Genomic DNA, 12,398 nt, shown 5'->3' on the forward strand with positions numbered 1-12,398 from the left:
ATGATATCCGGTCGTCGTTTGGCCATATGGCTCTCGCCGGTGTCAGAGACTTGAAGGCAGCCACGCTTCCGAATTCCGATTGCCAGACCGATGCCGTAGCCCGATGAGGCTTTCACCCGGCTGCGGTCAACCGCCTTCACCTGGAGCCTGTCACCATGTCAGCCTACGAATCGACAACACGCACGACCAACACCATCGTCCATTTCTCCGCCTCCTTCACGCTGCCCGATCTCGTTGGTGAGATCCATCCGGCCGGCGACTACAAGATCGTGCAGGATGAGGAGCCGATCGAGGGGCTTTCGCGCATCGCCTACCGGCGCGTCGGAACCTTCATTCATCTGCCCTCGATTGCGGAAGGCAGCCGCTTGCGCCGGATCGTGAGGATCGAGCCTGCATTTCTCCACCATCTGCTGGAGACCACGAATGCGACAGGGGAACTTTCCTCATGACCGTATTCGAAGATCGCGAGAAGGCGCTGGAGCAGATGTATTTCCTGGATTCCGACATGGCATTCAGGGTGCGATCGCGCCGCGACCGACTACTCGCCCGCTGGGTCTGCGGCATGACGGGCGCAGACAGCGAGGCCTATATCGGCGAGATCATCGCTCTCAGGGTGACCGGAGCCGATGATGAAGGCTTGATCGCCAAGATGGTTGCGGATATCCGCGCCGCCGGCAAGGATGTGGACGAGAAGGCGCTCAGGGCGCGGATGGAAACGCTGACGGCCGACGCCATGCGGGATCTCGCTCGACCTCTGTGATTTTCTCGGTGATCGGGCTGTCATCCACGCCAAACCCGGCAGTCGCCACGATCCGAGCAGCGAAGGCGTGGAACTGAACCGCAATCACTGTCACCCACCGTGACACCGCTCTGCACCAGCAGCGGTCGCCGGACGGTGCGCCTCTCCGCCGCATTGCCTTGACCGTCGCTTCACCCAAATTGCGTGGTGAAAGTGTCAACGTCGTGCCATCCATCCGGCAAGAGGTCGTTCAGTGAAAATCGCGCGATTCTTCTTCTGCTTCGTCGTCTCCCTGAGCTTCATGCCGCAGGCCTATGCAGACGAGCTGGTTCACTTTGACAGCGCCACGGTCAAGCCAAGTCCGTTTCTTGAACGCAAGGCGAAAGAACAGGGCGTAGCGCTGCCATCACCGCAGGCGACCCCGCTCATCGGATATCTCACCCGTCCGCCGGGCGACGGGCCGTTTCCGGCCGTGGTGTTGATGCACGGATGCGGCGGCATCCATGCCCATGTGAAAGAGGTCTGGCCGGAGCGGCTGGTCTCCTGGGGTTATGTCACGCTCGTGGTCGACAGTTTCACCACCCGCAACATCGAGAATAGCTGCAAGACCTATCTTCCCGATCGGGTGTTCGATGCCTATGGGGCGCTGGACTTCCTGACGAAGAGCGGCTTCGTCGATGCCAGGCGCGTCGCGCTGATGGGCTTTTCGGCGGGTGGGATTGCGACGCTGGAGGCGACGAAGATCGAGGGCAATGAGCAGCTGATGGACGAGAAATTCAGGGCGGCGGTTGCCTATTATCCGGTCTGTGCGCCGCACGAGAGCGACGCGACGGTGCCGACGCTGATCCTGAATGGCGATCTCGATGACTGGAGCCCGGCGGAGCGCTGCCGGCAGCGGGTGTCGCGGCTCAGCGGCAAGGGGCCACCGGTCGAGCTGCATATCTATCCCGGCGCGCGTCACGATTTCGATGATGAGGCCATGATCAAGCCGAAGACGGTGTTCGGGCATGTGGAGGAATATAACGCGGCTGCGGCGGAACAATCGATCGCCAGCATTCGCGGCTTCCTGCAGAAATATCTGGCGAACTGAAGCCAGGGCGCCAACTATTTCTCCCGCAACCCGCCGACGGCGCAGGAAAAAAGCCCGGCGGGGTTTTCCGGGCCTGAGGTCGAATGTGGGCGTGGCGGATCGTTTCCGCTGCGCCTCTTTATTCGGCCTTTGCCCCTCTGGCCGTTTCGAATGAAGCGGTCACCGGCCGAACCGATTGAAGCTTAAGATGGCGCACGCTCGGAGATTGAAAAGGGGAAGGGAGCGCGGCAGGTGAAAATTGCCGGGAACAATCTCGGCCACGCGCGGTTCCCTAGAGATCAGCAACCGAATGCTCTCAGGAGAAGACCAATGCGCATGAAAATTGTCGCAGCGTCGCTGCTTGCCCTCGGCATGGCCACATCCGCCTTCGCCCAGTCCAACCCGGCCCCGACGGCCCGCACGATGGACAAGAGCACCGTCGATTCCGGCGGCGGCGCCGGCACGACGCATACCAAGAAGCCGGTGATGGACAAGACGACCACCGGCAGCACGAAGGCCGGCAGCGCCATGAAGATGAAGAGACCCGACTGCCCCGGCGAAGCCGCCAGCAGCAGCGGCACCGGCCCCGGCAAGTTGCAGACCCAGGGCGGCACCAGCAATGCCACCCCGACGGACGAAGCCTGCGCGGCCCACAATAATTGATCGCTATCGCCTGACACGGCGCGGGTCGAGGATGCCCGGTCATCATAGGTGGCCGGGCGTTTTCTTGTGGGGGTGGTTTGCCAGGATGGTAGTCGCAGCGGAGCTGATGGGTGGCACGCGAGCAATCCCTCTCCTCCGTCATTCCTGTGCTTGTCACAGGAATCCAGCCGGCTTGCGTCTGCAAGCCGAAAGGACTCTTATCGGTGCGGCGATCTCATAATCCCATCAAATGCCAGGAAATATCCTCCCATTCCGGATTATTCTCCTCGATGAGATTGAGCTTCCACTGACGTGGCCATTTCTTGATTGTCTTCTCGCGGGTGATCGCGGTCGTGACGAGATCATACTCCTCGAACCAAACGAGCGTCTTGACGCCGTATCGAGAGGTGAAACCCGGCGTCAACTCATTCTGATGCTCGTATAGCCGGCCTGGAAGATCGCTCGTCACGCCAGTGTACAGCGTGCCGTTTCTCTTAGACGCGAGGATGTAGACGTAGCCCTTCATGGTTGAAGAGTGGCCTGTCTCTGCGCTGATTTTCAAGAGTCCTTTCGGCTTGCAGACACAAGCCGGCTGGATTCCTGTGACAAGCACAGGAATGACGGAGGAGAGAGAGGCGTCAAGTCCTCAATCCAGGCCCATCCCCCCAAACCACCCATGGCAACCCGAAAATATCCCGCTATGCTGCTCCCAACACCGAAGCAGACCTGGGAGCAGAACCCGCGTGCCGCATATCTACATCGTCACCGATTGCGAATTCGACGGCCCGATACCGGGTACCCATTCGATGCTGTCCTTCGCCTCCGTCGCCGTTTCCGAGACCGGCCAGGCCCTCGGCGAGTTCGAAGCCGTGCTGCAGCCGCTCGACGGCGCCGGGCGCGACCCTGTGACCACGGCCTTCTGGCAGGCCCATCCGCAAGCCTTCGCGGCTGCGATTGAAAACCCTGAGCCGGCTGCCGAGGTCATGGCCCGCTTCATCGCCTGGGTGAAAACCTTCAAGGCCGAGCCGATCTTTGCCGCTCATCCCGTGGCGCTCGATGGTCCCTGGCTCGATCACTACCTGAAGCGGTTCAGCGGCCGGCCGCTGTTCCAGGGGCCGTGGATTGCCGATCGCCTGTTTCGCCATCCGCCGCTCTGCATCCTGTCGCTGGTGGCGGGTGCGACGGGCCGCAAGCCGTGGGAATGCGATATCGCCCATTATCCGCGCGAATGGCTGGGCAATGTGCCCCACACGCACCGCGCCATCGATGATGCGCGCGGCTATGCCAATCTCCTGCATTTCTTCCTGACCCGGCGCGAGCCCGGCGGCGGCTACCGGCCGCTTCTGTCATAGGCCTACCTCTAGGTAAGCTGTACCAGCCCTGCCTCCGTCGGCCTGAAACCGCAGGCGCGGTAAAAGCCGGTCAGATGCGGCTCGAAATCGACATGCAGCCATTCGGCGCCGCGTTCCCGGGCAATCCGCACCGCCTCCATCACCAGCGCGGTCGCAATACCCTGCCGGCGCAGATCCGGATGAACTGAAGTATCGAGGATGAAGGCGTGGATGCCGCCATCCCAGGCGACATTGACGAAGCCGATCAGCCGGCCCTCGTGGTAGGCGCCGAGATGGGCAAGGCTGCGCGGCAGGATGCGGGCGAAATCCGGTGCCTGCGCGCCATCCCAGGCGGCGGCCCAGAGAGAGGCGAATTCATCGGGCGAGGGGAATGGGTCGATGCGGATGTCTGGCATTGCTTGTTGTCCGGGTCCGGTCGGTGGCGCTTCTGTCGATTCACGCTACAGAAAATGCGGCCGCTCTGCCATGCCGGCGCGCGGGTTCGGGCCTTCCGAGCCTACCTTGCGCGCCGAAACCGCTGCGCCCGCACAGCTCAATCTTCCCCATCCGCCTCTCTTCCGGCGATCTTTCTGCTGTGGTCGTCACGGGCCAGTTCCAGCTCTTCCATAGTCGGAAGCGGGCCGCCCGCCGGCACCTTGTTGTCTGCCTGGCCTTCACCGGGCTTTTCCGCCGTAGCCGCCTCATCGCCGTCCGCATCCAGCGTGGCGCGGGCGGTTTCGGCTTCGGCGATCATCTCGCCTGCGGAGGGGCTTCGGGCAGGGCGGTTCTCATTGGCAGTGGCATGCCGGCCTGTGGCGGAAGGGGCCGGTCTGGTGATCTCGTCGATTTTCTTGCGCATCACTTATCCGTCGGTCGTGTGGGGCCGATCGCGATCGGTCGCGTGTTTGGGGGAGCCGGGCAGCTCGCGCCTTGCAACGCGGGTGCGTGCCCGGCAACGTGGAACCCGGCGCGGGGCCGGGCTCCTCGCCTCCGGCCTGCGTTCGAGCGATGCCGGAGGTCGGCGCGCAGCCGCGCCGAGACGAATGGGTGCGCTAGAGATCCCGCGACAGCTCGTTGTGAACGCTGCGCACGCCGCGTGTCCGCAGGGTCACCTGCTCGGCGAGCGAGATTTCCTCGCTGACGGAGACCCAGCCGGCGAGCGTGACGTCGCTGCCGCGCGCCGTTACGAAAATATAGCTGGGGTCGAGATCGCCCGTATGGGCAAGTGCATCGTAGACAGCCGTTTCGAGATCGACGTCTTCGGGTTGAGCACGCGGGCGTCTGCCCACCACGCTCAGATGTTTTCTGTCGACTGACATGTCTCATCTCCGTGCCCGGTTCATCCCGGGCGTGAAATTGAAGCGTGTCGCGATCTCCAGGATTCGTTTGCCACGCTTTAAGTCTTCGTTTTACGCATGTCGTCGTCGCAAACCGCTGTACACTTTTGCGCGATATGCTTTAGCGGCGGATATCCTTCTCCGTCAGCGTATACCGGTCCTTGCCGCCGCGGCCGTAGACACCGGATGCCGCCTCCAGAATGGCGGGGCGCGCCGCATCGAAGGCGTTCAGGCATTCGGCCTCCGTGCGGCCCGTCTGGGCGATGGAGCGCAACGCGCTCGCCTCGATCAGAAACCGCACCTCGAACATGCCGTCATAGCCGGAGAAACGAACCCCATCGCGGCCCTCGTCGAAACTGCGGCTTCTATTGGGGAAGATCAGGGACATCGAAGTTTCTCCAGAAATTGGCGCCTCCGGCTCCTGCCGGGAACTCATAAGCGGCCACGCCTGATACCAGGCGGGGATATGCACGGCTCATCATCGAATGCGTCAGAGGTCTTTTTCAGCGCGGTCTTTTAAGTGTCTGGGCGTATGAGAGACATTGCTCTTCGCCGGCCCTTGCGGGCGCGGCCATGCTGCTCAGGATGCTGCGAAAAAGCTGTTCTGCAGAGTGTCGGAAGACAGCGCGTCTTCCCTTGAGGGCATCGGGTAAACCGATGCAAAAGGCGGTTTTATTCCACATGCCGCCATACTGGGGATATGGGGCGCGGGCCGGCCATTACAATGACCGGGCGCTAATAAAGGCGGGTTGTTTCAGAGGGTGCCGCCGTTGCCCAAAGGCAGATTCGGCGGCAATGACATGCCGCGCGCGAGGCCGCCTATTGCGCGTCGCCTAGCAGTGCACTGAGGCTCCACGGCTCTTCACCCTGCTGGTTGGCAATATCCTCCACCTTCCAGCCGCCATGCTCCTTCACCAGCGTATAATAGAGCGTCACCTCTTCACCATTGCGGAACTGCACCTCCAGTTCGGCGCGATCGTCCAGCAGGATCGGCTGACCGATGTTCAGGCCGCTCGCCTCGCCATCCTGCCCGGCAATGACGGGATCGAAATCGATGGCCCCGACTTCGCCATCAGGCGTGTTGTCGCGATCCGTCTGGAGCATCTCGTTCAGATGGTCGGAGAAGAAGGCTGAGTAGGGCGAGGGGGCGTCGTCAGGGGCGGTGTCGGTGTTGAAGGTGTAAAGGGCTTGGAGGAGCGCTTTTGGGGTTTTGTAGGTTGAGGCGAAAACAGGAGAGGCGATCAGCGCCGACAGAGTGAGGCCGAGGATGAAAGCGGGGAGGCGCATAGAGGCTCCTTTGGGTGAGGAGGAATGTGTAGCAGGAGACGCGAGCGTGGGCAGTGGCCATTTTTAGGAATGGGTAAAAACCTCCGGTCTCCGCGTCTCTTTAATTGACTTGACCCCGACTGCACCCGCATCCGGGAGCGTGAAAAGTAGGAACGAGATAATACCGAACGAAATGTAAAGCGCGAGAGACTTTGGGGCACCAATTCAATTTAATGTTGCACTCCGGCTACTAAATTGCAATTCTTCCATTGAATAGCAGAGCTTGAGTCGTGCGGAACAAAAGCCCCAAAGAATTCGATTCAGCATTTGGCGTCTTCTGTTGTGGCGTCTTAGTCGGCGCTGTGTTCTTATTATTTTTGGTGCGTTACTACGGTCTTTTCTACGTTCCGGGCAAGAATAGTGACATGATGTATGCCGACATCGCAGTATTAGTTCTAACGTGTGTCACTATAGTGATTACCTGTGCCGCGCTAATAATCGGTATGTTAGGCATTTGGGGGTTTCAGAAGATCAAAGAAGATGCCGTTGAAACAGCTGTAAAACAGTCGCTGGCTCGCGTAGAACGAGAGATAGGTGAAGATGGCGACTTGCGTAAATTGCTTCTTGTGATGTTCGGCGAGTTCGAAAATCGCCATTCTGGAGGGCAGCCAAAGAAAGAGGAGTGGGGGAACGAAAACAATGAATACGGCGAACACGATTGATGTATAGCAAAGAATGGCTGCGCTTAAGTGCGGAAATGCAGGAAAGTATCGGAAGCTATCAGAACGTTCTCCCGGTAAAGCTGGGCGAGTTAGCCACGGAATTGGGCCTCATCGTTAAGATCGCAACTTTAGAAATTGGAATCTCCGGGGAGATTTCACCGCTAACCCCCACAAGCGACACATACAAAATTCGAATTAATCGACACGAAGTTCGGCAGCGCCAACGGTTTACGTTAGCGCACGAGATAGCTCATTTTCTGCTCCATCGCGACAAAATCGGCGACGGTATCGTGGACAACATCCTCTTTCGCTCAACACTCTCTAATGCATTAGAGGCTGAAGCTAACCGCTTAGCCGCAGACATCTTGATGCCTCACGCAGCGATAAAGGCATGGAGAGAGCAAAATCCGGGAGTTTCGAAACGAGATTCTTTGTCGGCGTTAGCCGAGAAATTTGATGTCTCTGAGGATGCAATGGCAGTTCGGTTGGGGCTGAAATAGTGATTATCGACTTGGGAACTATCTCATACCTTCCGCTGCTGTCCGTTCGACCAGCGGAGATGATCGCCTTGCGCGAACTACCTGATGCGGCGAAGAAGGCGATGACACCACACGTGCTATTGAGGCCGTGGTTAGGTGGCGGAACCTTGAAGCGTTCAGTCGAGAAAATTCTTCATTCTTGTTCAAATCATAAGTTTGTATTGGAGCTCGATAGCGATTACCCGACAACTGGTGAAGGAGCTGTTCAAAAGGAGATGGCCGAATTGGCTGATCCGACAGATGGTTTTCGGAAATGGGCGGAATTCATAGAGGAGGTCCCAGGGGCAATCCCATGTGCTCAAGTGACAGCGGATATTGACTTACTTCGATCTCAGATACTGAGAATTTATGAGATCGGTCGTGGTATTGCAGTTCGTATCCCAAAATTCTCTCTTGATGCTATCGAAGTATTTTTATCGATATTTGTTGAGAAAAATATCGATGACGTTCTATTTGTCCTGGATTTTATGCAGACTGACCACAGATATCTAACGGATGTTAGGTCTGCTATTAATGCTATTGAGAGGATTAGAGGTGGATTTGCTAATCCCAATATTGCGATATCTTCGACAAGTTTTCCATCTACATTCAAAGATGCTAGGGAGCAGGAGATATTTGAGCGTAGTTTATTTAATGGAATTCTTTCCGAATTGGCTGACACTTCCGGCCTAATCTATAGCGATCGTGGTAGTGCCAGGCTGCCAAAAGATGGCGGTGGAGGTGTGCCAGCACCACGAATAGATTTACCATCAGCTAGTTCTTGGTACTTTTTTCGAAAGGAAGTTGCGCAAGACGCCAAAAAAGAAGTGCGCCTAGAGGCATATAAGAAGGCGGCGGCCGAGGCAATTGCTTGTAGTGAATGGGATCCGCGGCTTAATATCTGGGGCACTCAGATGATCAAATTAACCCAACTAGGCAGCGAGTATGGAATTACCTCTCCTGTTCGATCAACGTCGGCGCGCATAAATATTCATTTATTCAAGCAGGCTCTCCGGACAAGCCGTGCGTCGCTTGATCAGTTGACCGAGGATGATTGGGTTGATCTTTAAATGCGAGTATCAAATCGCTCCAAGTCTTTTCGATTTGGCTGATTTGTTGGGATACTCCAAGACGTTTTGAATAATGTGGATTTAAAGCATCAAGGTCGGAGCTTTGCATATAACCTTGTTCTATTACGCGGGAGATAACGTCAATATTCTCTCGGTAACGGTTTCTTATGCTATGGATAAGTAAATCTCTAGCGCTACGCTCGGTTGGCTTTCGGCTCCGCAAATGCGATGGCAGCAGCCGATCCCTAATTAATTGATCTGAAACGAAGCGACGTTTGCTTCGCTTTTTAACTAGAAAACGTCCATTTTCATATAGCACTACGCCCGCGCCTGTTCCATCTGCTAGCGAAAGCGCATGGTTTAAATGAATCTCGTCCACAATAAGCGTTATTCTGTCGAAGTACGTTGTGTATATTTTCAATTGGCTTTCCAAGCGTCGGGTACTATCGCGCGCGCTTTTAATTTCAATAGCATGAACCTCTTTTCCTGATTGTATTGCAATATCGGCTCGTGCTCCGCAATTCAGATTGGAAAATTCATTTATAACGATCGTATTTTCTTCAAGTTCTTTTTTTCGCAATAGATCGGTCAGATAGTCGATCTTGATTGTCTGCGCAGACGCTCGATTTTTCACTCACTCACCTCGTAAAATCTCAGAGCATAGGAAAGCACAAAACAGTTAACACTACCGCCCGGGCCGCCCAGTCTTGCCCTTCGTCCGGCTCTTGCGCTTCTGCTCGCCCGGATCCTCATAGCTCCCGACACCCGTCTTCCCGCGCACCAGCGGCCGTACATCATCGCGCTCCGGCTGCCCCTCCAGCAACGGCGAAAACCGCTGCGTGCCCTTCGCCGCATCCGGCTTCTCCGGCACATGTCCCGTTACCGGCTTTTCCGTCCGGCCCACGGTCATCTCATCCAGCGTGTTGCGGCGGAAGAGGGTCTTGCCGTTGGCGTTACGGCCGCCCATGTCGTCCAGTTCCGGCTTGGCGAAGTAGGAGGGCGTGGCATTCTCATCCGCCTTGCCGTTTGATTTCTCTCCCTTCGAGGGAAGGGACTCGCTGGTGGCCTTGGCGTTGCGGCGGATGCCTTCCATCGACTTGGCTTCTTCGCGGGCCAGCGGGTCGTCCATTGCGGCGAGTTCGACGGCCTTGAGGCGCTTGATTTCGTCGCGCAGGCGGGCGGCCTTTTCGAAGTCGAGGTCGGCGGCGGCGTCGCGCATGCTCTTTTCCAGCGCGTTGAGATGGGTCTGCAGGTTGTTGCCCACGAGGTTGCCGCCATCGGCGAAGCCCTTGCCGGAGGCACCTGATATGTCGGCGCGGACGTGGTCGCGCTCGTAGACGCTGTCGAGGATATCGGAGATCTTGGCCTTGACGCTTTCGGGCGTGATGCCGTGCGCCTCGTTATAGGCCATCTGCTTTTCGCGACGGCGGGTGGTCTCGTCCATGGCGCGCTGCATGGAGCCGGTGATGTTGTCAGCGTAGAGGATGACCTTGCCGTCGACGTTACGCGCGGCGCGGCCGATCGTCTGCACCAGCGAGGTCTCGGAGCGCAGGAAGCCTTCCTTGTCGGCATCGAGAATGGCGACGAAGCCGCATTCGGGAATATCCAGGCCCTCGCGCAGCAGGTTGATGCCGACGAGCACGTCGAATGCGCCGAGGCGCAGGTCGCGGATGATCTCGATACGCTCCAGCGTGTCGATATCCGAGTGCATGTAGCGCACGCGCACGCCCTGTTCATGCAGATATTCGGTCAGGTCCTCGGCCATGCGCTTGGTCAGCACGGTGCAGAGGGTGCGATAGCCCTTGGCGGCCGTCTCGCGGATTTCGCCGAGCACGTCGTCCACCTGGCTGCGGGCGGAGCGCACTTCGACGGGCGGATCGATGAGGCCGGTCGGGCGGATGACCTGTTCGGCGAAGACGCCGCCGGCCTGTTCCATTTCCCAACTGCCTGGCGTGGCCGACACGGCGATCGTATCCGGGCGCATGGCGTCCCATTCCTCGAAGCGCAGCGGCCGGTTATCCATGCAGGAGGGCAGGCGGAAGCCATATTCGGCCAGCGTCGCCTTGCGCCTGAAGTCGCCCCGGTACATGCCGCCGATCTGCGGCACGGTGACATGGCTTTCGTCGATGAAGACGATGGCATTATCGGGGACATATTCGAACAGCGTCGGCGGCGGGTCGCCGGGGTCGCGGCCGGTGAGATAGCGCGAATAGTTCTCGATGCCCTGGCAGGAGCCGGTGGCCTCCAGCATTTCCACATCGTAGCGGGTGCGCTGCTCCAGGCGCTGGGCCTCCAGCAGGCGGCCGGCCTTTTCCAGCTCCACCAGGCGGCCCTTCAGCTCTTCCTTGATGGATTTGATCGCGGCATTCAGCGTCGGGCGCGGTGTTACATAGTGCGAGTTGGCGTAGATCTTGACCGATTTCAGGTCGCCGGTCTTCTGTCCCGTCAGCGGGTCGAATTCGGTGATGGCGTCGATCTCGTCGCCGAACATGGAGATGCGCCAGGCGGCATCCTCAAGGTGGGCCGGGAAGATTTCGATGGTGTCGCCGCGCACGCGGAAGGAACCGCGCTGGAAATCCATGTCGCGGCGCTTGTATTGCTGGGCCACGAGATCGGCCAGCAGCTGGCGCTGATCCAGCCTATCGCCGACATTCATCTGGAAGGTCATGGCCGTATAGGTTTCGACCGAGCCGATACCGTAGATGCAGGAAACGGAGGCGACGATGATGCAATCGTCGCGTTCGAGCAGCGAGCGCGTCGCCGAGTGGCGCATGCGGTCGATCTGCTCGTTGATGGAGCTTTCCTTCTCGATATAGGTGTCGGAGCGCGGCACATAGGCTTCCGGCTGGTAATAATCGTAGTAGGAAACGAAATATTCCACCGCGTTGTCGGGGAAGAAATTCTTGAACTCGGAATAGAGCTGGGCGGCCAGCGTCTTGTTCGGCGCGAGGATCAGCGCCGGGCGCTGCGTTTCCTCGATCACCTTGGCCATGGTGAAGGTCTTGCCCGAGCCGGTGACGCCGAGCAGGACCTGGCTGCGCTCGCCGGTTTCCAGCCCGCCCACGAGATCGCGGATCGCCGTCGGCTGGTCGCCGGCAGGGCTGTATTCGGAGGACATGCGGATGGCGATGCCGCCTTCGGACTTGTCCGGCCGGGCAGGGCGGTGCGGCGTCCAGATCTTGCCGTTCTTGTGCAGCGGATTGCCGCTCTCGATCAGCGCCGACAGCGCTTCGACCGTAGCCGTGACGCCGCCGTTGGCGAGACTGCCGGCATCTTCAAGGGAAATATCCAGGCCGGCAACGGGGTTGAGACCGGCCGCCGCACGCGTCTTCGGGTCGCTCGACCCGCCGATGGAAACGCCACGCGCCGTCTTGCTGACAGTGGCCTTCTTGTTGACGCTGACGGCCTCCGTATGCTTGCGCGCCTCGTTCTCCACCTTCTTGCGGTGCTTGCCCGCCTTGGAGGCGATTTCGCGCTGGCTCTCGACGCCGGCCTGCTCGGCATCCGCCTCGAGCTGCTTCACCCAGTCGGAGACGCTGCCGCTGAGCGGGGCACCTTCGAATGACGATTGGGGGGCTTCCTCGAAACCGGTCGAGGCGGGAGATTTCTTCGGAGATTTTGCCATGCGCGGAATATGGCTGTTGTCATCGTGAAATGGAAGGGGTTGAGAGTACAAAAGGGAAACGAATGAATTGTTCGGATTT

Annotated in this window: 16 protein-coding genes; 8 read left to right on the forward strand and 8 right to left on the reverse strand. The window is 58.7% G+C overall.

The genetic code is table 11. The features are described 5' to 3' along the window. The first annotated feature begins 155 nt into the window (after positions 1-155). From ACR9ZQ_RS13785 to ACR9ZQ_RS13800, 4 genes are all read left to right on the forward strand, one after another. Positions 156-449 carry a hypothetical protein gene (locus ACR9ZQ_RS13785; RefSeq protein ID WP_439015326.1) on the forward strand — a complete coding sequence of 98 codons (294 nt, stop codon included), beginning with the start codon at positions 156-158 and terminating at the stop codon, positions 447-449. Beyond that, positions 446-760, forward strand: coding sequence for an ATPase inhibitor subunit zeta (locus tag ACR9ZQ_RS13790; RefSeq protein WP_439015325.1), 315 nt, complete (start codon positions 446-448; stop codon positions 758-760). The genes ACR9ZQ_RS13785 and ACR9ZQ_RS13790 overlap by 4 nt, the downstream gene beginning before the upstream one ends. Before the next feature lie 232 nt (positions 761-992). Then, positions 993-1,829, forward strand: coding sequence for a dienelactone hydrolase family protein (locus ACR9ZQ_RS13795; RefSeq protein WP_439015324.1), 837 nt, complete (start codon positions 993-995; stop codon positions 1,827-1,829). A gap of 309 nt (positions 1,830-2,138) precedes the next feature. Then, positions 2,139-2,471, forward strand: a complete 333-nt coding sequence (locus ACR9ZQ_RS13800; protein ID WP_481428074.1) for a hypothetical protein — start codon at positions 2,139-2,141, stop codon at positions 2,469-2,471. Positions 2,472-2,685: 214 nt separating this feature from the next. Here ACR9ZQ_RS13800 and ACR9ZQ_RS13805 read toward each other — a convergent pair whose 3' ends face one another. Further along, a complete protein-coding gene (locus tag ACR9ZQ_RS13805; RefSeq protein ID WP_439017226.1) occupies positions 2,686-2,976 on the reverse strand; it encodes a GIY-YIG nuclease family protein in 291 nt (96 codons plus the stop codon). 217 nt (positions 2,977-3,193) lie between these two features. On the opposite strand from ACR9ZQ_RS13805, the gene ACR9ZQ_RS13810 reads away from it, so the two are divergent. Beyond that, positions 3,194-3,802: an exonuclease domain-containing protein gene (locus ACR9ZQ_RS13810; protein WP_481428075.1), complete on the forward strand. Its 609-nt coding sequence runs from the start codon at positions 3,194-3,196 to the stop codon at positions 3,800-3,802. Positions 3,803-3,810: 8 nt separating this feature from the next. Here ACR9ZQ_RS13810 and ACR9ZQ_RS13815 read toward each other — a convergent pair whose 3' ends face one another. The 5 genes from ACR9ZQ_RS13815 to ACR9ZQ_RS13835 form a co-directional block, all read right to left on the reverse strand. After that, the gene (locus ACR9ZQ_RS13815) at positions 3,811-4,197 is read right to left on the reverse strand and encodes a GNAT family N-acetyltransferase (protein ID WP_481428076.1); all 387 of its coding nucleotides are present in this window, start codon (positions 4,195-4,197) and stop codon (positions 3,811-3,813) included. A gap of 137 nt (positions 4,198-4,334) precedes the next feature. Next, positions 4,335-4,640 (reverse strand): hypothetical protein, encoded by a 306-nt coding sequence (locus ACR9ZQ_RS13820; protein WP_481428077.1) that lies wholly within the window; start codon positions 4,638-4,640, stop codon positions 4,335-4,337. Positions 4,641-4,833: 193 nt separating this feature from the next. Beyond that, positions 4,834-5,100: a BON domain-containing protein gene (locus ACR9ZQ_RS13825; protein ID WP_310390556.1), complete on the reverse strand. Its 267-nt coding sequence runs from the start codon at positions 5,098-5,100 to the stop codon at positions 4,834-4,836. Positions 5,101-5,239: 139 nt separating this feature from the next. Further along, positions 5,240-5,506, reverse strand: coding sequence for a DUF1488 family protein (locus ACR9ZQ_RS13830; RefSeq protein WP_007818474.1), 267 nt, complete (start codon positions 5,504-5,506; stop codon positions 5,240-5,242). Positions 5,507-5,937: 431 nt separating this feature from the next. Continuing rightward, positions 5,938-6,405, reverse strand: coding sequence for a DUF3828 domain-containing protein (locus ACR9ZQ_RS13835; RefSeq protein ID WP_481428078.1), 468 nt, complete (start codon positions 6,403-6,405; stop codon positions 5,938-5,940). A gap of 269 nt (positions 6,406-6,674) precedes the next feature. Here ACR9ZQ_RS13835 and ACR9ZQ_RS13840 point away from each other — a divergent pair, with 269 nt between their 5' ends. Genes ACR9ZQ_RS13840 through ACR9ZQ_RS13850 form a run of 3 tightly spaced genes read left to right on the forward strand, consistent with a single transcriptional unit; the run spans position 6,675 to position 8,694 of the window. Further along, positions 6,675-7,106 (forward strand): hypothetical protein, encoded by a 432-nt coding sequence (locus tag ACR9ZQ_RS13840; RefSeq protein ID WP_481428079.1) that lies wholly within the window; start codon positions 6,675-6,677, stop codon positions 7,104-7,106. Then, the gene (locus tag ACR9ZQ_RS13845; protein WP_481428080.1) at positions 7,106-7,606 is read left to right on the forward strand and encodes an ImmA/IrrE family metallo-endopeptidase; all 501 of its coding nucleotides are present in this window, start codon (positions 7,106-7,108) and stop codon (positions 7,604-7,606) included. The genes ACR9ZQ_RS13840 and ACR9ZQ_RS13845 overlap by 1 nt, the downstream gene beginning before the upstream one ends. Next, a complete protein-coding gene (locus ACR9ZQ_RS13850; protein ID WP_481428081.1) occupies positions 7,606-8,694 on the forward strand; it encodes a beta family protein in 1,089 nt (362 codons plus the stop codon). The genes ACR9ZQ_RS13845 and ACR9ZQ_RS13850 overlap by 1 nt, the downstream gene beginning before the upstream one ends. On the opposite strand, the gene ACR9ZQ_RS13855 is transcribed toward ACR9ZQ_RS13850, so the two are convergent. Both ACR9ZQ_RS13855 and uvrB read right to left on the reverse strand, forming a co-directional pair. Then, entirely contained in the window at positions 8,624-9,328 is a 705-nt protein-coding gene (locus tag ACR9ZQ_RS13855) for a sce7726 family protein (protein ID WP_481428082.1), read from the reverse strand. The two genes, ACR9ZQ_RS13850 and ACR9ZQ_RS13855, sit on opposite strands and share 71 nt — an antisense overlap. A 51-nt stretch (positions 9,329-9,379) precedes the next feature. Continuing rightward, positions 9,380-12,319 carry an excinuclease ABC subunit UvrB gene (gene uvrB / locus ACR9ZQ_RS13860; protein ID WP_481428083.1) on the reverse strand — a complete coding sequence of 980 codons (2,940 nt, stop codon included), beginning with the start codon at positions 12,317-12,319 and terminating at the stop codon, positions 9,380-9,382. Between the last annotated feature and the right edge of the window lie 79 nt (positions 12,320-12,398).

This window comes from Rhizobium sp. KNZ14-9A (assembly GCF_056755015.1).

Bases quoted from the DNA above. Each gene is read 5' to 3' on its own strand.
- ACR9ZQ_RS13785 (WP_439015326.1), top strand. From the start codon at position 156: ATGTCAGCCTACGAATCGACAACACGCACGACCAACACCATCGTCCAT.
- ACR9ZQ_RS13790 (WP_439015325.1), top strand. From the start codon at position 446: ATGACCGTATTCGAAGATCGCGAGAAGGCGCTGGAGCAGATGTATTTC.
- ACR9ZQ_RS13800 (WP_481428074.1), top strand. From the start codon at position 2,139: ATGCGCATGAAAATTGTCGCAGCGTCGCTGCTTGCCCTCGGCATGGCC.
- ACR9ZQ_RS13805 (WP_439017226.1), bottom strand. From the start codon at position 2,976: ATGAAGGGCTACGTCTACATCCTCGCGTCTAAGAGAAACGGCACGCTG.
- ACR9ZQ_RS13815 (WP_481428076.1), bottom strand. From the start codon at position 4,197: ATGCCAGACATCCGCATCGACCCATTCCCCTCGCCCGATGAATTCGCC.
- ACR9ZQ_RS13820 (WP_481428077.1), bottom strand. From the start codon at position 4,640: ATGCGCAAGAAAATCGACGAGATCACCAGACCGGCCCCTTCCGCCACA.
- ACR9ZQ_RS13825 (WP_310390556.1), bottom strand. From the start codon at position 5,100: ATGTCAGTCGACAGAAAACATCTGAGCGTGGTGGGCAGACGCCCGCGT.
- ACR9ZQ_RS13830 (WP_007818474.1), bottom strand. From the start codon at position 5,506: ATGTCCCTGATCTTCCCCAATAGAAGCCGCAGTTTCGACGAGGGCCGC.
- ACR9ZQ_RS13835 (WP_481428078.1), bottom strand. From the start codon at position 6,405: ATGCGCCTCCCCGCTTTCATCCTCGGCCTCACTCTGTCGGCGCTGATC.
- ACR9ZQ_RS13845 (WP_481428080.1), top strand. From the start codon at position 7,106: ATGTATAGCAAAGAATGGCTGCGCTTAAGTGCGGAAATGCAGGAAAGT.
- uvrB (WP_481428083.1), bottom strand. From the start codon at position 12,319: ATGGCAAAATCTCCGAAGAAATCTCCCGCCTCGACCGGTTTCGAGGAA.